We start from the raw sequence: 20,109 nt of genomic DNA on the forward strand, positions 1-20,109 counted from the left end.
CGACCCGGCCGGCAACCTGCTCATGCAAGACCGCCCCGGCCCCGACATCGTCGCCGGCAACCGCCTGATGATCCAGGGCGACCGCCACTACGACTACGATGCCTTCGGCAACCTCATCCGCGAACGACGCGGCAAAGGCCAACAACTCGTCACCGAATACCACTACGACTGCCAACACCGCCTGATCGGCATCACCCAACCCAACGGAAAAACCGCCAGCTATCGCTACGACCCGTTTGGTCGCCGCATCAGCAAAACCGTCGACGGCATCACCACCGAGTTCTTTTGGCAAGGCGACAAGCTGATCGCCGAACACAATGCGGAGCGACACCGCAGCTATCTCTACGAACCGGACAGCTTCCGCCCGCTGGCCCTGCTGGAAGGTTTCGGTCAAAAAGCGACAAAGCCCTACCACTATCAACTCGACCACCTCGGTACGCCCCAGGAACTCACCGCTCCGGATGGCGAAATCGTCTGGTCCGCGCAGCACCGCGCCTATGGCGAAATCAGCCGCCTCGACATAGGAAAAATCGACAACCCGCTGCGCTTCCAAGGCCAATACTTCGATCAGGAAAGCGGCCTGCACTACAACCGCCATCGCTACTACAATCCGGATATTGGTCGTTACCTGACGCCCGACCCCGTGAGGTTAGCGGGTGGCATCAACGCCTACCAATATGTGTCTAACCCGACCGGTTGGGTGGATCCCCTAGGTTTGAACTCTTGCCCTGGCGGAGACGGATGTAAACCAGAGGCGATTGCCAAGGATCCGGCCAAATCGCCACAAGTGAATGAAGGAGAAGCTGAACTACCAAAAACTGGAGGAGCTCAGCGAGCAGCTAAATATTCCTCAAACTGGAAAACAGCCAGCCTGGATGAAAACGTAGTCAAATTTGCCAGCGCTAACCCAATCGTGACGACGACAGATAAGGGCAAGAAGATATACAAAAACCCTACCAACGGCATTGAAATTGTAGAGGACCTCAATGGAGCCTACTTCAGGATCTATGATCCATCACTGCCAGGTAAACGACGCTATTTAAGCCTTGAAGGCATAGTCCCTAATAACAAAATATCTCATTCTGGAAAGCAAATAGGCAGAACGAAAAGCGAATACAATGAAGCTACCCATTTCAACAAAGGAGATTACAAAAAATGAAAATAATTTGTACACCTCTTACGTTGGAGGCCATGAATTTATTAGACATAAACGACTGCCCGGACTCCTTACTCGAAAGCGTCACCCTCACCGACGAGGAGTACGAGCAGCTTCTTGAGTCAGGCGCACTGGAAGCTATAAACAATACGCTTGAAAAAATGATTGATGACTACGAAGACGAAGCCATCGACAACATTGATGAGCTCAACAAAAGCTTAGCGATACTCAAAGACCATCTGACGCCTGGGAACTCCTTAACAATGAAAAAGCTGATCAACCTGAACACCCTTGCGATCAAAAACCGTACAGGCCTTTTTTTCTACTTTTAGCGTATTACAAATACTCTAGTGCTCTAGCGGACACAGGAACCGTATCCTGCATACAATCAGCGCAGTAAGTTCTGGGGCACAGGGTAATCCGTCCTTCGTCCTTGAATACCTAAGCATGAGCGAAAAATACTCATAGGCGATGAGCCGGAAAGCATACGCAATCGGCTCACAGAATGAGCCGAATACCCTGCTTAATCGGCTCACACCAAGGCAGTTCCCCGATCGACCACCCCAACCGAAGCTCGACCCATTGAGATGAATGTGCTCAACCGTCTGCTAGACGGCAGGGACAAGGGCTTTGAACATGACATCAGCGCCGCGCAGTATCAAACGGTAGCAAAGGTGTCCAAGGTCACCGCGACGCGTCACCTGGACGACATGCTGGAAAAGAACTGCCTTCTGCGCTTGCGCGGCGGAGGCCGCAGCACGCGCTATCAATCAAGCGCTTGGACGATTGAAGCGCCCCGCTCATTTGCCCAGAATCCGCATGTCTGCTAGTGTCGCGCGGGTTTACCGTCTACCGGAATAGCCGCCATGGCCCGCAAAAAAGTTGCACTCGATTTCGAACAATCCCTCGCCGACCTGCAAACCCTGGTCGAGCGTCTGGAGAACGGCGAGTTGTCGCTGGAAGACTCGTTGACCGCGTTTGAGCAAGGCATCGGCCTGACCCGTGACTGCCAGAGCGCGCTCGCGCAGGCGGAGCAGAAGGTGCAGGTTTTGCTGGAACGTGATGGGGAGTTGGCCGAAGAACCTTTCGATGCGGAACAACCTGAATGATCGACGCGTATCAGGCCAGTAGCCAAGCCCGGGTGAATGCGGCGCTGGAACCCTTGTTTGCTGCGCCAAGCCCGGAAATGGAGCGCCTCTATGCCGCCATGCGCTACAGCGTAATGAACGGCGGCAAGCGTGTGCGCCCGTTGCTGGCGTATGCGGCGTGTGAAGCGCTGGGCGCGCCAGCCGAAGAAGCGAATGGTGCGGCGTGCGCGGTAGAACTGATTCACGCCTATTCCCTGGTACACGACGATTTGCCGGCGATGGACGACGACGATCTGCGTCGTGGCCAGCCGACCACCCACAAAGCTTTTGATGAAGCCTACGCGATCCTGGCCGGTGATGGCCTGCAGAGCCTGGCGTTCAGCGCATTGCTGGACCCGCGCTTGAGCAGCGTCAACGCCGAGATCCGCTTGCGCATGGTCACCGCCCTGGCATTGGCCGCCGGCCCGGCCGGCATGGTCGGCGGGCAAGCCATCGACATGGGTTCGGTCAGCCTCAAGCTGGATCAACAGGCCCTGGAACACATGCACCGGCACAAGACCGGCGCCCTGATCGAAGCGGCCGTACACTTGGGCGCCTTGGCCAGTGGCCGTGCCGAAGCGGCGCAATTGGCCGCGTTGCAGACCTATTCCCGGGCCATCGGCCTGGCCTTCCAGGTGCAGGACGACATTCTCGACGTGGAAAGTGACACCGCGACCCTGGGTAAACGCCAAGGCGCCGATATCGCACGGGACAAACCGACTTATCCTGCGCTGCTCGGGCTTGCCGCGGCCAAGGCGTATGCCATTGAGCTGCGCGACCAGGCCCTGGACGCCCTGCGACCTTTCGACGCGGCAGCCACGCCACTGCGTGACCTGGCGCGGTATATCGTCGAACGCCGGCACTGATACAACGACCATTGCGGCCACCTATCCGCCAAGTTCGGCGCTCGGCGTGCGCAGTTTGCGATGCTTGAGGTAAACTGCGGCTTCTTCTATACCTATAACGATTCGCCTGATGCCCACGACGTTTCAAGAGATTCCCCGCAAGCGCCCGTCCACGCCCCTGCTTGACCGTGCTGTCACGCCGGCCGGCCTGCGTCGACTGGCTGAAGCCGAGCTGGAAACCCTGGCCGATGAGTTGCGCCTGGAATTGCTCTACACGGTCGGCCAGACCGGTGGGCATTTTGGTGCCGGCTTGGGCGTCATCGAGCTGACCATCGCCCTGCATTACGTGTTCGACACCCCGGACGACCGGCTGGTGTGGGACGTGGGCCACCAGGCGTACCCGCATAAAATCCTCACCGGGCGCCGCGAGCAGATGGGCTCCCTGCGCCAGAAGGACGGCATTGCCGCCTTCCCGCGCCGCACCGAGAGCGAGTACGACACCTTTGGCGTCGGCCACTCCAGCACCTCCATCAGCGCCGCGCTGGGCATGGCGATTGCCGCCCGCCTGCAAGGCAGCGAGCGCAAGGCGATTGCCGTGATTGGCGACGGTGCGCTGACCGCCGGCATGGCCTTCGAAGCGCTGAACCATGCGCCGGAAGTGGACGCCAACATGTTGGTGATCCTCAACGACAATGACATGTCGATTTCGCGCAACGTCGGTGGCCTGTCGAATTATTTGGCAAAGATTCTTTCCAGCCGTACCTATGCCAGCATGCGCGAAGGCAGCAAGAAGGTGCTCTCGCGCCTGCCCGGCGCGTGGGAAATTGCCCGTCGTACCGAAGAATACGCCAAGGGCATGCTGGTTCCCGGCACCCTGTTCGAAGAGCTGGGCTGGAATTACATCGGCCCGATCGACGGTCACGACCTGCCCACCCTGATCGCCACGCTGCGCAACATGCGTGACCTCAAGGGCCCGCAATTCCTGCATATCGTCACCAAGAAAGGCAAGGGCTTCGCCCCGGCGGAGGTCGACCCGATCGGCTACCACGCGATCACCAAGCTCGACCCCCTGGACGCCCCGGCCGCCGCGCCGAAACAAGCCAGCGGGCCGAAGTATTCCGGCGTGTTCGGTGAATGGCTGTGCGACATGGCCGCCGCCGATTCGCGCCTGGTAGGCATTACCCCGGCGATGAAGGAAGGCTCCGACCTGGTGGCGTTCAGCGAACGTTTCCCGCTGCGCTACTTTGACGTGGCGATTGCCGAGCAGCACGCCGTCACGTTTGCGGCCGGCATGGCCTGTGAAGGCGCCAAGCCGGTGGTGGCGATCTATTCGACGTTCCTGCAACGCGGTTACGACCAACTGGTGCATGACGTGGCGGTGCAGAACCTCGACGTGCTGTTCGCCATCGACCGCGCAGGCCTGGTAGGCGAAGACGGCCCGACCCACGCCGGCAGCTTTGATCTCTCTTACCTGCGCTGCATCCCCGGCATGTTGGTGATGACGCCGAGCGATGAAAACGAACTGCGCAAGATGCTCAGCACCGGCCACCTGTACAAAGGCCCCGCGGCCGTGCGTTATCCACGCGGCAATGGCCCGAATGCGCTGATCGAGAAGGACCTGGAGCCTATCGAGATCGGCAAGGGTGTTGTGCGTCGCCAAGGCAGCAAGACCGCGTTTCTGGTGTTTGGCGTGCAATTGGCCGAAGCCTTGAAAGTCGCCGAGAAAATCGACGCGACCGTGGTCGACATGCGTTTCGTCAAACCCATGGATGAAGCCTTGGTTCGCGAAATCGCCGGCAGCCATGAGTTGCTGGTGACCGTCGAAGAAAACGCCATCATGGGTGGTGCCGGTGCGGCCGTCAGCGAGTTCCTGGCGCGGGAGAATATCCTCAAGTCAGTGCTGCACCTGGGTTTGCCGGATGTGTATGTCGAGCACGCCAAGCCGGCGCAGATGCTGGCCGAATGCGGGTTGGATGAGGCAGGAATCGAAGCGGCTGTACGTCAGCGCATGGCACTGCTCGCCCTGTAGAACCTCGATCAAAATGTGGGAGCGGGCTTGCTCGCGAATGCGGTGGTTCAGTTAACTATGCATTGACTGATACACCGCATTCGCGAGCAAGCCCGCTCCCACATTGGTTTTGTGTCAACCTTGAAAGCTATGGACAGCCCATGAATCGCCTTCGCCTCGCCCTGCCCTTGCTGCTGCTGACTTCCCCGGACCTGCTCGCAGATAACCGCGACGACGCCCTCAAACTCCCCAACGTAGTCATCAGCGCCAACCGCCAGGTCCAGGCACGCAACGACAGCAGCGCCGCCAACAGCGTGTTCACCCGCGACGACATTGACCGCCTGCAACCCACCAGCCTCACCGATCTGCTCAGCCGCGCTCCCGGCGTGCAAGTGGCACCAACCGGTGGCAGGGGCAGTCTGCCAGGGATTTATATCCGCGGCACCAAATCCGCCCAGAGCCTGGTGCTGGTGGACGGCCAGCGCATCGCCAACACCACCTCCGGCGACAGCGGCCTGCAATACCTGAACGTCGACCAGATTGAACGCGTGGAAGTACTGCGCGGCTCACGCTCGGTGATCTACGGCAGCGATGCGATTGGCGGGGTGATCCAGGTCTTCACCCGCCGCAATGCCGAGCCAGGCCTGCAACCGCGCCTGAAACTGGGCTTTGGCAGCCACCAGGCCTGGGAGCGCAGCCTCGGCCTCTCCGGTGGCGATGAACACACGCGCTTCAACCTTGGCGTCAGCCTGGATGAAACCGCAGGCATTAACTCGACGCACACCTCATTCCCCAGCGATGGCGACCATGACGCCTATCGCAACCAGTCCCTGAGCGTGAACCTCAGCCACGCTTTCACCGATGGGCTGGAGGTGGGCTTCAACCTGTTGGATAGCCGTGGCAAGTCAGAGTACGACAACAGCTTCGGCCGTTATGACGTCGCCAGCGGGCAAACCGTCGGGCAAAAGCCTTACACCGACTACACCGTCAGCAGCGCCAGCGGTTATGTCGATGCCAGGTTCAACGAGCGCTGGCAATCGCGTCTTGAGTTGGGCCACAGCGAGAACCGCGATACCAAGCGCGACACCCTCAGCGATGACTTCAGCGTGTTCAACACCTACCGCGACTCGGTCAACTGGCAGAACGACCTGACGCTGAACGAGCAGAACAGCCTGATCCTCGGCGGCGACTGGTACGAAGACCGCTTCCACGGCTCCACGACCTTTACCGAAAACAGTCGCTGGAACCGCGCGGCGTTTGTGCAGCATCGCTTCCACGGCGACGGGTTTTCCACGGAGCTTGGGCTGCGCCGCGACCAGAACCAGCAGTTCGGCGGCCAGAACAGCTGGAGCGGCACTGTCACCTTGCCGCTCAACCCGGACAATGACCTGCTGCTGAGTTACAGCGAAGGCTTCCGCGCGCCGACCTTCAACGACCTGTATTACCCCGACACCCAGTACAGCAACCCCAACCTGCAGCCTGAAACCTCGAAGAGCTACGAGCTGCAATGGCGTAGCCAGTTGAGCGACAGCACACGCCTGGAAGCCTCGCTGTACCGCACCGATTTGAGCGACGCGATCATCCTCGACCGCGCCGGCAAGCCGCAGAACGTGGCGACCGCGCGCATCAACGGCTTCGAAGCCGCGCTCAAGCAGGAGCTGTTTGGCTGGCAAGGCAACCTGGGACTGTCGCTCATCGACCCACGCGACCGCGACAGCGGCCACACCCTGGCCCGTCGGGCACGGCGTACGCTGAGCCTGGATCTGGACCGGCAGTTCGACAAGCTCGGGGTGGGCGCAAGCTGGCAGGCGATCAGCAGCAGCTATGACGATGAAGACAATACCCACCGACTGGGCGGGTATGCGTTGCTGGGGTTGCGCAGCAGCTGGGCGCTCAGTCGGGAAGTGGCGTTGTCGTTGAAGGTCGATAACTTGCTGGGCAAGACTTATGCGCGGGCGCGTTACAGCTATGACGATCCGGCGTTCCTGAATAATCAGGATTACAGGGAAGAAAGTCGAGTGTGGATGATGGGAGTGACCTGGACACCGGAAATTTAAGGGTCGCCTGTGCTGGCCTCTTCGCGGGCAAGCCCGCTCCCACACTTGATTTGCGACCACATTCAAAAGGTGGGAGCTGGCTTGCCTGCGATAGCGGTATCACAGGTTTGGTGCAATCACCTGACACAACCGCGCCACCGCCTCCAACATCTGCCCACTGGGCCGCTCAAGCCCTTTATCCGGAACCAGCCGCACACGCTCAGCCATCGCCGGCCAGACCTTCCAGGCCTCCTTCTGCGCTTGATCACCGACCAGAATCAACTCGGGATCACGCTGCAACACCGACTCGATACTCACCTGCGGCGCCGGCAGCTTGAGGTCATCAAACACATTGCGCGCACCGCACACACGCAACGCATCGCTGATGATCTGCCCACCGCCGACGGTATACAGCGGCGTGTTCCACACCTGATAGAACACCCGTAACGGCTCGGCACGCTGATAGCGCTGGCGCAGTTCGGCCAGGCGTTGGCGCAGCTGCGTGGCGAGCTGACGACCGGCTTCAGCGCGGCCCAATTGCTCTGAGATGGCCTGGACCTGGGTAGCGAGTTGTTCAAGGCTATGGGGTTCGGCGACATACACCGGGATATTCAGGCGCTGCAATTGCTCACGCTGCGCCGGGCCCACACTGCCTGGCCACAGCAGGATCAGGTCGGGTTGGAGGCTGAGCAGGCGCTCCATGTCCAATTGGCCGTAACGCCCCACCGACGGCACTTGCGCCAGGGCGGGCGGGCGATCGCCGCCGTCGAGCAGGCCCACCAGCAAGTCGGCAGCGCCCAGTTCAACCACGATTTCAGAGAGGGACGGCGCCAGGCTGACGACCCGCTCGGCCGCCAATGCCTGGGCGCTCAATGCCAGTAGCACGAGCGCCAGCCAGCGACGCATCATCCCAGCTGACGCGGGATGCGATAGAGGTAAAACAGCACCGTGGTCGACAGCGCCAGGAGAAACAGCGGCACCGCTTCCAGGCCGACAAACACCGCCAGCGCACCGATCCAGGCGGGGATGCCGGCCACCAGCAAGGCCGTGCGCCGACGCGCCGCCAGGGTGATCCAGGCGGCCGGTTCTTCGGGTGTATCGAGGGCTTTGGAGGTGGCGATCAACGCGTGTTTATAGCCGTTGAAGTAGCGCAGGCTGAGAAACATCGAGGCCACGCCGGCAATGAAGAACGGCATGGCCAGCACCGGCAGCAGCGACTCGCCGCGACCAAATACCAGGTTGATCACGAACAACGGCAGCAGCGCCAGCGCCAGGTATTGCCACCAACTGAAGGACAGTCGCCGTTTCACCTGGCCTCGGGTCACGCGCGGTCGACCTCGCCCTGGTGCTCGTTGCCCATCATGTGGTCGAGCTTGCTGGCCTTGGTGGCCAGGTAGAGTTTGTTGTGCGGGTTGTGCCCGGTGTGCAGCGGCACGCGCTCGGCCACGGTGATGCCCATCTCGGTCAAGGCTTTGACCTTGCGCGGGTTGTTGGTCATCAGGCGCAAGGACTTGACGCCCAAGTGTTGCAGCATCGGCAGGCAGATCGCGTAGTCACGCTGGTCGGCGGCAAAACCCAGGCGCTCGTTGGCTTCGACGGTATCGGCGCCGCCATCTTGCAGCTCGTAGGCGCGGATTTTGTTCATCAGGCCAATGCCACGGCCTTCCTGGCGCAAGTACAGCAGCACGCCACGGCCTTCGCGGGCGATGGCACGCATGGCGGCTTCCAGTTGCGAACCGCAGTCGCAACGCTGGCTGAACAGCGCGTCGCCGGTCAGGCACTCGGAGTGCACCCGCCCCAGCACCGGCGCGCCGTCAGCGATATCGCCGAGGCTGAGCACAACATGTTCACGCCCGGTGCCTTCTTCGAGAAAGCCGTTCATGGTGAACGTGGCAAAAGGGGTAGGCAGCTTGGAAGCGGCGACGAAAACGACGGGCACCGTGTGCTCCTGATTTCAGTTTTTACAAAGGCGGCCATTGTAACAGCAGGTTCCTACAGACGCTTAAGCTGAATGATCGCTGATAAAGATCAATCGGTTCGATTGGTGTTCGCTTCGGTTCTATGCAACCTGCGTCGGGGCGCATCGCTAAAAGTGCTGGTAACCCCGTACCGCCGGGGTGATGTCCTGGCCGTGGGCATCCAGTAACGTCACGCCCTGCCCCGCCTGCACGCGGCCGATCACGTGGATCGGCCAGCCCTCGGCCAGCAACGCCGGCAATTGTGCAGTTGGCAAGGTGAAGGCCAGCACGTAATCGTCGCCACCGCTCAATGCAGCCACGCGCGCGGCGTCATCGCCGACAAAGGCCAGCAAGGCGTTTGACAACGGCAGCTTGCGGTGCTCGATCAGCAGGCTGACCTGCGACGCCTTGGCGATATGCCCGCAATCGGCCAGCAGCCCGTCGGAGATATCCATGGCCGCTGTGGCCCTGCCGCGCAGCGCCAGGCCCAGGGCCAATTGCGGTTGCGGCGACCAGTAATGGGCCAGCAGCGAGTCGGCGATGGCGGCTTCGGCGCAGCGCTGGCCCAATACCAGCGGCAAGGCGCCGGCCGCATTGCCCAACTCGCCACCGACACAGAGCAGATCGCCCGGTTGTGCGCCGCTGCGCTTGAGCGCCTGCCCGGCCGGTACACGGCCGAACACTGTGAGGGTCAGGCTCAACGGCCCGCGCGTAGTATCGCCGCCCACCAGGCCAACACCGCAGCTCTGCGCCATCAGGTTTAAACCCACGGCATAGCGCTGCAGCCACTCGGCATCGACCGTCGGCGTGGTAAGGGCAAGGGTAAACGCGAGCGGGTGGGCGCCCATGGCGGCCAAGTCGCTCACCGCCACGGCCAACGAGCGCTGGCCGAGCAGGAACGGGTCGCAGGGGTCGACAAAATGCACCCCGGCCACCAGCGTATCGGTAGAAATTGCCAGCTGCTCCCCGGCAGGGAGCGCCAGCAAGGCGCAGTCGTCGCCGATCCCCAGGGCGATGCCTTCGCCGCCTTGCGCACAGGGCGCGGCGGCAAAATACTTGCGGATCAGCTCGAACTCGCCCATTCGGGAGTCAAGCGCGGATTAGCGCTTGTACGCCTTCACTTCGGCTTCCCGCAGGCGCGGGGCCAGCTTGTCGAGCACGCCGTTGACGAACTTGTGGCCGTCGGTCGAACCGTAGACTTTCGCCAGTTCGATGCCTTCGTTGATCACCACGCGATACGGCACGTCGACGCGCTTGAGCAGCTCCCAGGTGGACAGGCGCAGTACGGCCAGTTCAACCGGGTCCAGCTCTTCGATAGTCAGGTCCAGGCATGGCGACAGCGCCGCGTCGATTTCCGACAGGTTGGCCGGAACACCGTGCAGGATGTCGTGGAAGTAGTCCTGGTCAGCGAAAGTGAAGTCGTTATCGACGCGAAATTGCGCTTCGATCTCGTTCAGCGAAGTGCCAGCCATGTGGCGCTGATACAACGCCTGGGTCGCCAACTGACGAGCCGCGCGGCGCTTCTCGTTCTTGGATGGCTTGCCGGCGTCCGCCGGGCGTGGTTCGCGCGGGTTGAAGTTGTCGCTCTCGTCGGAAATCACTTGGCCTCCAGCTGCGACAGCAGGCTGACCATTTCCAGGGCGGACAGGGCAGCTTCAGCGCCCTTGTTACCAGCCTTGGTGCCGGAACGTTCGATGGCTTGTTCGATGGAATCCACGGTCAGCACGCCGAACGCGACCGGCACGCCGAACTCCATGGACACCTGGGCCAGGCCCTTGGTGCATTCGCCAGCCACGTATTCGAAGTGCGGCGTACCGCCACGAATGACCGCGCCCAGGGCGATGATTGCCGCGTATTCGCCCTGTTGAGCAACTTTTTGCGCAACCAGTGGAATTTCGAAGGCGCCAGGGGCACGGATAAGGGTGATATCGCTTTCGCTCACACCGTGGCGAACCAGGGCATCCACGGCACCGCTTACCAGGCTTTCAACGACGAAGCTGTTGAAGCGGCCAACTACGAGGGCGTAGCGGCCTTTGGGGGCGATGAAGGTACCTTCGATGGTCTTCAGGGTCATTCGACAAATCTCTTAAAGAGCCGGGACGCGCGTAAGACGCGCCCCTTAGTGATATTTGAACCGCGAACAAGGGCGACAATCGCCGGCCTTTATTCGGAGGGCACGTATTCTACTACTTCCAGGTCGAAACCGGATATCGCATTAAATTTCATTGGCGCGCTCATCAGGCGCATTTTGCGCACGCCCAAGTCACGCAGGATCTGCGAGCCGGCACCGACGATGCTGTAGGTGGTCGGTGTCTTCACCTGGGTCTGCTCGGCGGTTTCACGGATATGCGCCAGCAGCACATCGCCATCGACCGGATTGCCCAACAGCAGCACCACGCCACTGCCGGCCTCGGACACTGCCGCCATCGCGGCGCGCAGGCTCCAACGGCCCGGCTGCTTGACCATCAGCAGGTCGCGCAGCGGGTCCATGTTGTGCACGCGTACCAGGGTCGGTACATCGGCACTGATGGTGCCCAGGGTCAGCGCCATGTGCACGTCGCCTTCCACCGAATCACGGTAGGTCACCAGGTTGAATTGGCCCAGTTCACTGTCCAGCGGCTGCTCGGCAATCCGCTGAACGGTACGTTCGTGGATCATCCGGTAGTGGATCAGGTCGGCGATGGTGCCGATCTTGATGCCGTGTTCGGCGGCAAAGGCTTCGAGTTCGGCGCGACGGGCCATGGTGCCGTCGTCGTTCATCACTTCGCAGATCACCCCGCTCGGCTCGAACCCGGCCATGCGCGCCAGGTCGCAGGCGGCTTCGGTGTGGCCGGCGCGGGCCAGGGTGCCGCCCGGTTGGGCCATCAGCGGGAAGATGTGGCCGGGGCTGACGATGTCTTCGGCCTTGGCGTCTTTCGCGGCGGCGGCCTGCACGGTGCGCGCGCGGTCAGCGGCGGAGATCCCGGTGGTGACACCCGTCGTGGCTTCGATGGACACGGTGAACTTGGTGCCGAAGCCTGAACCATTGCGCGGCGCCATCAACGGCAGCTTGAGCAGCTCGCAGCGCTCGCGGCTCATGGGCATGCAGATCAGCCCACGGGCGTGCTTGGCCATGAAGTTGATGTGCTCGGCCTGGCAGGCCTCGGCGGCCATGATGATGTCGCCTTCGTTCTCGCGGTCTTCGTCATCCATCAGGATGACCATCTTGCCTTGGCGGATGTCTTCAACCAGTTCTTCGATGCTATTGAGCGCCACGCGGCACCCCCTTGGTCAGGATTTGAGGTAGCCGTTGGCGGCTAGAAAACTTTCAGTGATGTTCCCTGATGCAGGCTCTGCGGCCTTATCGCCCAACAGCAGGCGCTCCAGGTAACGGGCAAGCAAGTCGACTTCCAGGTTCACCCGGCGACCTGGCTGGTACGAGGCCATGATGGTTTCGCTGAGGGTGTGGGGAATGATGGTCAGTTCGAATTCGGCGCCATTCACGGCGTTCACGGTCAGGCTGGTGCCGTCGACGGTGATCGAACCTTTGTGGGCGATGTACTTGGCCAGTTCCTTGGGTGCGCGGATGCGAAATTCCACGGCGCGTGCGTTTTCGCTGCGGGCAACCACTTCGCCGACGCCGTCGACGTGGCCGCTGACCAGGTGACCGCCCAGCCGTGTGCTCGGGGTCAGGGCTTTTTCCAGGTTCACCGGGCTGCCGGCCGCAAGATCGTTCATCGCGGTGCAATCCAGGGTTTCGCGGCTGACATCGGCGGCGAAGCCGTTGCCCGGCAACTCGATGACGGTCAGGCACACGCCACTGACGGCGATGCTGTCGCCCAGCTTGACGTCGCCCAGGTCGAGCTTGCCGGTTTCAACCAGCAGGCGCACGTCGCCGCCTTTTGGGGTCATGGCGCGGATGCTGCCGATGGATTCGATAATGCCGGTGAACATTTCGTTCTCCTGAAAACGGGGCTGACGCGCAAAGCGCAGGCCGGGAATTATACGCTCGCTGCGGGTAGCGGGATGGCAGTGACTCGCCAGTCGTCGCCCACGGCGCGCATTTCAGTGATCTTGAGTTGGGGGGCGTCGGCCAGTTTCTCAAGCGGCCAGTCCAGCAGAGGGCGGGCGGCGGAGCCGAGGAACTTGCCGGCGATGAAAATCACATATTCATCCACCAGGCCTTGTTGGGCAAAGGCGCCCGCCAGGCTCGGGCCCGCTTCCACCAACACTTCGTTGACGCCGCGGGCGGCCAGCGCGACCAGTGCCGAGCGCAGGTCGACCTGGCCCTCGACGCCCGGCACCACCAGGCACTCGGGGCCCCGGGGAAACTGGTTTTCCGGGGTGACGCAGGTAATCACCAGCGCCGGCCCGGCCTTGAAGAAGGGTGCGTTGAGCGGCACACGCAGACGCCCGTCGATCAGCACGCGCAACGGCGGGCGCGACATGGCCAGGGCGGTGGTGGCTTCGTCCAGGCCCAGCTCGGCGGCGCGCACGGTCAGGCGCGCACCGTCGGCCAGCACCGTGTCGGCGCCGGTCAACACCACACTGGCTTCGGCGCGCAGGCGTTGCACGGCCGCGCGGGCGGCGGGGCCGGTGATCCATTGGCTTTCGCCGCTGGCCATCGCGGTGCGACCGTCCAGGCTCATCGCCAACTTGACCCGCACGAAAGGCAAGCCGTGTTCCATGCGTTTGAGGAAACCGGGGTTAAGCGCCCGCGCTTGGGCTTCCAGCACACCGCTGCGCACCTCGATCCCGGCTTGCGCCAGGCGCTGCATACCTCGCCCGGCCACCTCAGGGTTCGGGTCCTGCATGCCGGCCACGACGCGGGCGACGCCGGCCGTGACCAACGCATCGGCGCAGGGCGGCGTATGCCCATGGTGACTGCACGGTTCAAGGGTCACGTACACGGTGGCACCACGGGCCTTGGCACCTGCGGCGCGCAGGGCATTGGGCTCGGCATGGGGCTGGCCGGTGCGCTCGTGCCAGCCTTCGCCGACGATCTGCCCATCGCGCACAATCACACAACCTACCCGTGGGTTTGGATGGGTGGTGTACAGGCCTTTGCGCGCCAATTTGAGGGCGCGGGCCATGTAGTGGGCGTCGAGGACAGCCAGCTCTGTCATGGAAGGTGGATTCATTCTTTGATCGGCTCACGGGCCAGGCGGTCGATCTCTTCGCGGAACTCATTGAGGTCCTGGAAGCGTCGATACACCGAAGCGAAACGGATATAGGCGACTTCGTCGAGCTTTTGCAGCTCGCCCATCACAAGCTCTCCAACCACCAGGCTCTTGACCTCGCGCTCGCCGGTGGCACGCAGCTTGTGCTTGATATGCGCCAGCGCCGCCTCCAGCCGCTCGACACTCACCGGGCGTTTTTCCAGGGCGCGCTGCATACCGGCGCGCAGTTTGTCTTCGTCGAAAGGCTGGCGGCTGCCGTCGGACTTGATCAGACGTGGCAGCACCAGTTCGGCGGTTTCGAAGGTGGTGAAACGTTCACCGCAGCCAGAGGCCAGGCATTCGCGCCGGCGACGTACTTGATCGCCCTCGGCGACCAGACGTGAGTCAATGACCTTGGTGTCGTTGGCACCGCAGAAGGGACAGTGCATGGTTGGCAGGCAACAAATAAAGGGAGGGCCATGGTAGCGCATCCCCATGGCAAGACAAGCCATAGCCTTTACGGTATATAGGCAGGCTTATATGTTTCATATTATTCAAGCCACGGATTTTGTCCTTTCTGGAGCCGTATATGCAGTTACGACCACTTGTTTTACTCACCTTGTTCAGTGTTCTGGTCGCCTGCAGCAGCGAAGCCCCCAAGCCTTCCGCGCCACAACCCACGCCCGCGCAAGAGAAAAAAGTCCCGGGCATTGAAGACCTTGGCCCGTTGCCGGCCTACCAGCGCGAGATCAACGGCAGCCTGACCAACGTGCCGGCCGGCGCAGAAGTCGAGATGGCGTTGCTGGTGATCGACGACCGTTCGCGTCCGCAACAGCTGCTCGCCAGCAGCGTACTGACCGGCAACGGCAAGCCCTTGGCCTTCCGCCTGCGCTTCAACCCCGAGGCGTTCCCGGCCGGTGCGCGGGTTGAATTGCGCGGCCGCGCCAGCCAGTCCGGCCAGTTGATCCTGCACCTGCCCGCCGTGCGCATCACCCAGGCGATCACCCAGACCACCGGCCCCCTGGAACTCGTCAAGGCACCATGACGCCACCGTTGGACTTGCAGCACGCCCTGAGCGAGCTGATCGGCGACGCCCACCTGGTGCCCTGCCTACTGCCGGGCACGGCGCTGTCGCTGTGGCTGCTGGATGCGGACAACATGGACCGCGCCTTCAGCCCCGAAGAAACCCGGCGCATCCTGCACGAACCGCCCTACTGGAGTTTCTGCTGGGCCAGCGGCCTGGCACTGGCGCGGTACCTGGCGGCGAACCCTGAATGGGTGGCCGGCAAGCGCGTGCTGGATTTTGGCGCGGGCTCCGGGGTCGCCGCGATTGCGGCGCTCAAGGCAGGCGCATCGGAAGTGGTCGCTTGCGACCTTGACCCTCTGGCGCTGGCAGCCTGCCAAGCCAATGCCCAACTCAATGGAGTGGAACTGGGTTATTCGGCGGACTTTTTTGCCGAAGCCGACCGCTTTGACCTGATCCTGGTGGCTGACGTGCTCTATGACCGAGCGAACCTGCCGCTGCTGGACCAATTCCTGACACGGGGCCGTGAAGCGCTGGTGGCGGATTCTCGGGTGAGGGATTTTCAACACCCGAATTATCAGCGCCTGAAGGTACTTGAGGCACTGACCTTGCCGGACCTGGCCGAGCCTTGGGAGTTTCGCAAGGTGAGCCTGTACCATTCGCGGCGGTAAGCCCCGAGCGTTACAAATGTCTGGCAATACGTTGGCTGAGACAGAAAAGGTGAGGCTATGGAAAATGCGCTCCTTTCGCACGCAGCTAGGGCAATCAACCGGCATGCATTTCCAGACGTTTTCGCTCACCGCCCCCTGTAAAAAGGCCTTGCAAAAACCCGGACCGCTGCCTAACCTCTGCGGCAATACACCCGCCATGCCTCTGGCTGCGTCAGTAGCCAAGCACAAATTGTGCGGGTTTTTTATGCCTGGTGCTTTTAGGGCATGAGGTCATTCAGTAAGCCCGCCATCGATGTTCCTGCCCAGTTGGAACTGCTCAAGCGCCGCGGCTTGCTTATTCAAAATGAAGCTCGCGCCGAGGCTTTTTTGCGGTCCGTCAGTTTCTTTCGTTTAAGCCCCTACATGCGGCCTCTCCAACATCCGGACGATATCGACCATCGCTTTCGAAACGGTAGCCAATTTTGTCAGTTAACCCGCCTCTACGATTTTGACCGTCGACTTCGTCTACTGACGATGGATGCCATAGAAAGGGTCGAAATTGCATCGCGCGCAGTTATCAGTAACCACATGGGACCTGCCCATGGCAGTCACTGGCATATCAACGTCCGGATGTTTCATCCTACGTTTGATCATCAGCGCCTGCTGGCAAACCTGTCGGTCAAACAATCCAACGCAACACGTGACTACCAACGCGAATGCGAGCGCATCGACAGGCTGCACGCAGATGACAAAAGAAAAACCATCCTCAAACGCCAGAGAGCGAGAGAAAACTACGCTCGCCACTATCCTGCCACCTACGCTGATCCTCCTCTGATGCCTGGCTGGGCCATGCTGGAAGAACTGACGCTGGGTGACTTGTCTCACTTGTATAAAGGCCTGGCCAAAGACGCGGACAAGAAAGCCATTGCCAAGCGCCTGGGACTTGCGGCGCCCCTGATGCAGTCATGGCTGCACGCCTTGACCATCATTCGAAACATCTGCGCCCATCATTCGCGGATGTGGAACCGGGAGTTGGGTATTCGTCCCGAATTACCGAAGAAAGCCCATTTTCCATGGCCCGAGCATCTGTTCCAGCCTGGGCCGCATACCCGCATTTTTACGGTTCTTTGCATTCTGAATCACTTGATGCATCAGGTGAGTCCGCCAGCTCGCTGGGATCAACGCCTGTATCAGCTCGTCCATGAGTTTCCCGAGGTTAGCCTCAAAGCGATGGGGTTCCCTACCGACTGGTATCAAGACCCTTTTTGGCACGCGCTGCGTGGCTGAACACCCTGCCGCTTCCGGTAGGCTGCGCCAGCCCTTATAGTTGCCCCATTCCCGCTTTATTCGAGATTCCCCATGAGTGAGCCCACCCCGTACATCTTCGACGTCACCACCGCCAACTTCGAACAGGCGGTGATCCAGAATTCCTTCGAAAAACCCGTGCTGGTGGACTTCTGGGCCGAGTGGTGCGCACCGTGCAAGGCCTTGATGCCGATGCTGGCGCAGATCGCCGAGAGTTATCAGGGAGAGTTGCTGCTGGCCAAGGTCGATTGCGAGGCCGAGCAGGATATCGTCGCGCGCTTTGGCATTCAAAGCCTGCCGACGGTGGTGCTGTTCAAGGACGGCCAGCCGGTGGACGGGTTTGCCGGGGCGCAGCCGGAGTCGGCGGTGCGGGCGATGCTAGAACCCCATGTGCAGATGCCGCCGCCGGCTGCGGCAGATCCGTTGGAGCAGGCCCAGGCGTTGTTTACGGAAGGCCGCATCAGCGACGCCGAAGGGCTGCTGGTAGCGCTCCTGGGCGAAGACAATACCAATGCCGCCGCGTTGATCCTGTACGCGCGCTGCCTGGCCGAGCGCGGTGAATTGGGCGAAGCCCAGACCGTGCTGGACGCGGTAAAAAGCGACGACCACAAAGCTGCCCTCGCCGGGGCCAAGGCGCAAATCACCTTTCTGCGTCAGGCCGCCGAACTGCCGGACGCCGCCGACTTGAAAAGCCGCCTGGCGCGAAACCCGCAGGACGACGAAGCGGCCTACCAATTGGCGATTCAGCAACTGGCGCGTCAGCAGTACGATGCAGCGCTGGAAGGGTTGCTCAAACTGTTTATCCGCAACCGCGGCTACAGCGAAGGCCTGCCGCACAAAACCTTGCTGCAGGTATTCGAACTGCTGGGCAACGATCACCCGCTGGTGACCGTGTACCGTCGCAAGATGTTTGCCGCGCTGTACTAATCGCCGATCCAGCTGTACAGCGGCGTATCCCCGCCGCTGGCCACTTTAACCTGGGCGCTGTGGCGCAGGCGCACCAGCAGGCGTTTGCCCGCCGAGGCGTCACCGGTCAAGCCTTCCAGTTGGTCGAGCAGCTCAAGGCCGCTGAGTTGCCCGGCCTTGCGCAACAGGTCCTGGGCGTTCTGCCACAGGTCATCATTGTGCTTGACCGGCGCTACTGGCGCGGCGGCCGTGCTGGGCACGGGCGTTGCCTGCCATTGCGCGCCCAGTCGCGCCCAATCGCCGTCGTCCAACTCCAGGGTCAAGTCCACCGGCAGGTCGCCGACGGTTCCACGAATTCGCAACATCGTCCTACTCCTGCACTTTTTTCTGACGGGCATGCTCCCATGTGGCTTGCGCAACGCCAAGCGGGCAGTCAAACTCTCGACACCATTTGTTATAAGATCACATAACAAAACTTTCATGTCCTGGAGCTTTCCCATGCGCCGTCTGCTGCTTGCTTTGCCGTTTGCCCTGCTGCCACTGGCCATTGCCCATGCGGCCGATGAACACGATCACGACCATGAACACGGCAGCCTCGGCGCCCACGAGCACGGCGTCGGGCGACTCAACGCCGTACTCGACGGCCAAGTCCTGGAGCTTGAGCTGGACAGCCCGGCGATGAACCTGGTGGGTTTTGAACACGTGGCTACCAGCGCCGCCGACAAAGCCAAGGTCGCCGCCGCGCGCAAACAGCTGGAGAACCCGGCGGCCTTGTTCAACCTGCCCAAAGCCGCCGGTTGCGTGGTCAGCTCCCAGGAACTCAACAGCCCATTGTTCGGCGACAAACCCGAAGCCGACCATGACGATGATGATGATCACGACGCCAAAGACGCTGCCCACGAGCACCATCACGACCACAGCGAAATCCACGCTCACTACCAGTTCACCTGCGCCACGCCGACGGCCCTGAGCAATCTTGACCTGACCCAGGTGTTCAAGACCTTCCCCGCCACCCAGAAAATTCAGGTACAACTGATCGGCCCGAGCGGCCAACAAGGTGTTGATGCGACGGCCAAGGCTGCCACCCTGAAGTTCTAAGCTGAAAATACGGTCAATGTGGGAGCTGGCTTGCCTGCGATACAGGCACCTCGGTGTATCAGTGATACCGAGGTGATGCTATCGCAGGCAAGCCAGCTCCCACAGAGGATCGGCGTCAAGTCCTAAAACGGTGACATTGATTCCCCATGACTCATGCCTTAATCGAACTGTCTGACCTGGGCTTCAACTGGCCCGGTCACCCGCAGTTGCTGGACATTCCCGCGTTCCGCCTGGGAGCGGGCGAGACCCTGTTCCTCAAGGGCCCCAGCGGCAGCGGCAAAACCACGCTGCTGGGCCTTCTCGGCGGTGTGCAGAAACCCAGCCGGGGCAGCATTCGCCTGCTGGGCCAGGAGCTGACCGAACTCTCCGCCGGGGCCCGCGACCGTTTTCGCGTCGATCACACCGGCTACATCTTCCAGCAGTTCAACCTGTTGCCGTTCTTGTCGGTGCGGGAAAACGTCGAGTTGCCGTGCCATTTTTCCAAACTGCGCGCACAACGGGCAAAGCAGCGCCACGGCAGTGTCGACCGGGCCGCCGCGACCTTGCTGGCGCATCTGGGCTTGAACGACAACAACCTGCTGGAACGCCGCGCCGACTCGCTGTCCATCGGCCAGCAACAACGGGTGGCCGCCGCCCGCGCACTCATCGGCCAACCGGAACTGGTGATCGCCGACGAACCCACCTCGGCCCTGGACTACGACGCCCGCGAAGCCTTCCTTCAGCTGTTGTTCGCCGAGTGCCGCGACGCAGGCGCCAGCCTGTTGTTTGTCAGCCATGACCAAAGCCTGGCCGCCCTGTTCGACCGCAACCTGTCGCTGGCCGAACTCAATCGCGCCGCAACGCCCGCAGAGGTTTGAG

23 protein-coding genes and 1 pseudogene are annotated in these 20,109 nt (G+C 61.6%); 13 read left to right on the plus strand and 11 right to left on the minus strand.

The window, feature by feature from the left end:
• From H0Z09_RS23765 to H0Z09_RS23795, 7 genes and pseudogenes are all read left to right on the plus strand, one after another.
• The coding region (locus tag H0Z09_RS23765) for an RHS repeat-associated core domain-containing protein (RefSeq protein ID WP_186693981.1) at window positions 1-1,159 on the plus strand (1,159 nt) is incomplete at its 5' end.
• Entirely contained in the window at window positions 1,156-1,488 is a 333-nt protein-coding gene (locus H0Z09_RS23770) for a hypothetical protein (protein WP_186693983.1), read from the plus strand. The genes H0Z09_RS23765 and H0Z09_RS23770, both read left to right, overlap by 4 nt.
• A gap of 252 nt (window positions 1,489-1,740) precedes the next feature.
• Window positions 1,741-1,986 (plus strand): annotated as a pseudogene (locus tag H0Z09_RS23775) (hypothetical protein); the annotation flags it as partial.
• Window positions 1,987-2,022: 36 nt separating this feature from the next.
• Entirely contained in the window at window positions 2,023-2,265 is a 243-nt protein-coding gene (locus tag H0Z09_RS23780) for an exodeoxyribonuclease VII small subunit (RefSeq protein ID WP_003176346.1), read from the plus strand.
• A complete protein-coding gene (locus H0Z09_RS23785; RefSeq protein ID WP_186693985.1) occupies window positions 2,262-3,149 on the plus strand; it encodes a farnesyl diphosphate synthase in 888 nt (295 codons plus the stop codon). The genes H0Z09_RS23780 and H0Z09_RS23785 overlap by 4 nt, the downstream gene beginning before the upstream one ends.
• Window positions 3,150-3,258: 109 nt before the next feature.
• Complete coding sequence (gene dxs / locus H0Z09_RS23790) at window positions 3,259-5,157, plus strand: 1-deoxy-D-xylulose-5-phosphate synthase (RefSeq protein ID WP_186693987.1); 1,899 nt, start codon at window positions 3,259-3,261, stop codon at window positions 5,155-5,157.
• A gap of 140 nt (window positions 5,158-5,297) precedes the next feature.
• On the plus strand, window positions 5,298-7,193 hold the full coding sequence (locus H0Z09_RS23795) for a TonB-dependent receptor (protein WP_186693989.1): 1,896 nt from the start codon (window positions 5,298-5,300) through the stop codon (window positions 7,191-7,193).
• 99 nt (window positions 7,194-7,292) lie between these two features.
• Here the strand turns inward: H0Z09_RS23795 and H0Z09_RS23800 are convergent, their stop codons facing one another.
• From H0Z09_RS23800 to nrdR, 10 genes are all read right to left on the minus strand, one after another.
• Window positions 7,293-8,081, minus strand: coding sequence for a cobalamin-binding protein (locus H0Z09_RS23800; RefSeq protein WP_186693991.1), 789 nt, complete (start codon window positions 8,079-8,081; stop codon window positions 7,293-7,295).
• Window positions 8,078-8,497 (minus strand): nuclear fragile X mental retardation-interacting protein 1, encoded by a 420-nt coding sequence (locus H0Z09_RS23805; RefSeq protein WP_186693993.1) that lies wholly within the window; start codon window positions 8,495-8,497, stop codon window positions 8,078-8,080. Before H0Z09_RS23805 ends, H0Z09_RS23800 begins: the two co-directional genes overlap by 4 nt.
• Entirely contained in the window at window positions 8,494-9,111 is a 618-nt protein-coding gene (gene ribA, locus H0Z09_RS23810) for a GTP cyclohydrolase II (protein ID WP_076952633.1), read from the minus strand. Before ribA ends, H0Z09_RS23805 begins: the two co-directional genes overlap by 4 nt.
• Window positions 9,112-9,258: 147 nt before the next feature.
• Window positions 9,259-10,212 carry a thiamine-phosphate kinase gene (gene thiL, locus H0Z09_RS23815; RefSeq protein ID WP_186693995.1) on the minus strand — a complete coding sequence of 318 codons (954 nt, stop codon included), beginning with the start codon at window positions 10,210-10,212 and terminating at the stop codon, window positions 9,259-9,261.
• Between the two features lie 18 nt (window positions 10,213-10,230).
• Complete coding sequence (nusB, locus tag H0Z09_RS23820; protein WP_186693997.1) at window positions 10,231-10,731, minus strand: transcription antitermination factor NusB; 501 nt, start codon at window positions 10,729-10,731, stop codon at window positions 10,231-10,233.
• The gene (gene ribE / locus H0Z09_RS23825) at window positions 10,728-11,204 is read right to left on the minus strand and encodes a 6,7-dimethyl-8-ribityllumazine synthase (RefSeq protein ID WP_003194576.1); all 477 of its coding nucleotides are present in this window, start codon (window positions 11,202-11,204) and stop codon (window positions 10,728-10,730) included. The genes nusB and ribE overlap by 4 nt, the downstream gene beginning before the upstream one ends.
• A gap of 89 nt (window positions 11,205-11,293) precedes the next feature.
• On the minus strand, window positions 11,294-12,385 hold the full coding sequence (ribBA, locus tag H0Z09_RS23830) for a bifunctional 3,4-dihydroxy-2-butanone-4-phosphate synthase/GTP cyclohydrolase II (protein WP_169378021.1): 1,092 nt from the start codon (window positions 12,383-12,385) through the stop codon (window positions 11,294-11,296).
• 15 nt (window positions 12,386-12,400) lie between these two features.
• Complete coding sequence (locus H0Z09_RS23835) at window positions 12,401-13,063, minus strand: riboflavin synthase (RefSeq protein ID WP_186693999.1); 663 nt, start codon at window positions 13,061-13,063, stop codon at window positions 12,401-12,403.
• 47 nt (window positions 13,064-13,110) lie between these two features.
• Window positions 13,111-14,250, minus strand: coding sequence for a bifunctional diaminohydroxyphosphoribosylaminopyrimidine deaminase/5-amino-6-(5-phosphoribosylamino)uracil reductase RibD (ribD, locus tag H0Z09_RS23840; protein WP_186694001.1), 1,140 nt, complete (start codon window positions 14,248-14,250; stop codon window positions 13,111-13,113).
• A complete protein-coding gene (nrdR, locus tag H0Z09_RS23845) occupies window positions 14,247-14,717 on the minus strand; it encodes a transcriptional regulator NrdR (protein WP_186694004.1) in 471 nt (156 codons plus the stop codon). The genes ribD and nrdR overlap by 4 nt, the downstream gene beginning before the upstream one ends.
• Before the next feature lie 140 nt (window positions 14,718-14,857).
• On the opposite strand from nrdR, the gene H0Z09_RS23850 reads away from it, so the two are divergent.
• The 4 genes from H0Z09_RS23850 to trxA all read left to right on the plus strand — a co-directional run bounded on the left by H0Z09_RS23850 (window position 14,858) and on the right by trxA (window position 18,174).
• Window positions 14,858-15,313 carry a YbaY family lipoprotein gene (locus tag H0Z09_RS23850; RefSeq protein ID WP_076952626.1) on the plus strand — a complete coding sequence of 152 codons (456 nt, stop codon included), beginning with the start codon at window positions 14,858-14,860 and terminating at the stop codon, window positions 15,311-15,313.
• On the plus strand, window positions 15,310-15,963 hold the full coding sequence (locus H0Z09_RS23855; RefSeq protein ID WP_186694006.1) for a 50S ribosomal protein L11 methyltransferase: 654 nt from the start codon (window positions 15,310-15,312) through the stop codon (window positions 15,961-15,963). Before H0Z09_RS23850 ends, H0Z09_RS23855 begins: the two co-directional genes overlap by 4 nt.
• A gap of 264 nt (window positions 15,964-16,227) precedes the next feature.
• On the plus strand, window positions 16,228-17,229 hold the full coding sequence (locus tag H0Z09_RS23860; protein WP_186694008.1) for an Abi family protein: 1,002 nt from the start codon (window positions 16,228-16,230) through the stop codon (window positions 17,227-17,229).
• A gap of 72 nt (window positions 17,230-17,301) precedes the next feature.
• Complete coding sequence (gene trxA / locus H0Z09_RS23865; protein ID WP_186694010.1) at window positions 17,302-18,174, plus strand: thioredoxin; 873 nt, start codon at window positions 17,302-17,304, stop codon at window positions 18,172-18,174.
• Here trxA and H0Z09_RS23870 read toward each other — a convergent pair.
• Entirely contained in the window at window positions 18,171-18,518 is a 348-nt protein-coding gene (locus H0Z09_RS23870; protein WP_186694012.1) for a hypothetical protein, read from the minus strand. The genes trxA and H0Z09_RS23870 overlap by 4 nt on opposite strands.
• Window positions 18,519-18,651: 133 nt before the next feature.
• On the opposite strand from H0Z09_RS23870, the gene H0Z09_RS23875 reads away from it, so the two are divergent.
• Both H0Z09_RS23875 and H0Z09_RS23880 read left to right on the plus strand, forming a co-directional pair.
• Entirely contained in the window at window positions 18,652-19,251 is a 600-nt protein-coding gene (locus H0Z09_RS23875; protein ID WP_186694014.1) for a DUF2796 domain-containing protein, read from the plus strand.
• 146 nt (window positions 19,252-19,397) lie between these two features.
• Window positions 19,398-20,108: an ABC transporter ATP-binding protein gene (locus H0Z09_RS23880; RefSeq protein ID WP_186694017.1), complete on the plus strand. Its 711-nt coding sequence runs from the start codon at window positions 19,398-19,400 to the stop codon at window positions 20,106-20,108.
• The last annotated feature ends 1 nt before the right edge of the window (window position 20,109 follow it).

It is taken from the genome of Pseudomonas sp. SWRI18, assembly GCF_014268345.1.
In the GTDB taxonomy this organism is placed as follows: Bacteria; Pseudomonadota; Gammaproteobacteria; order Pseudomonadales; family Pseudomonadaceae; genus Aquipseudomonas; species Aquipseudomonas cedrina.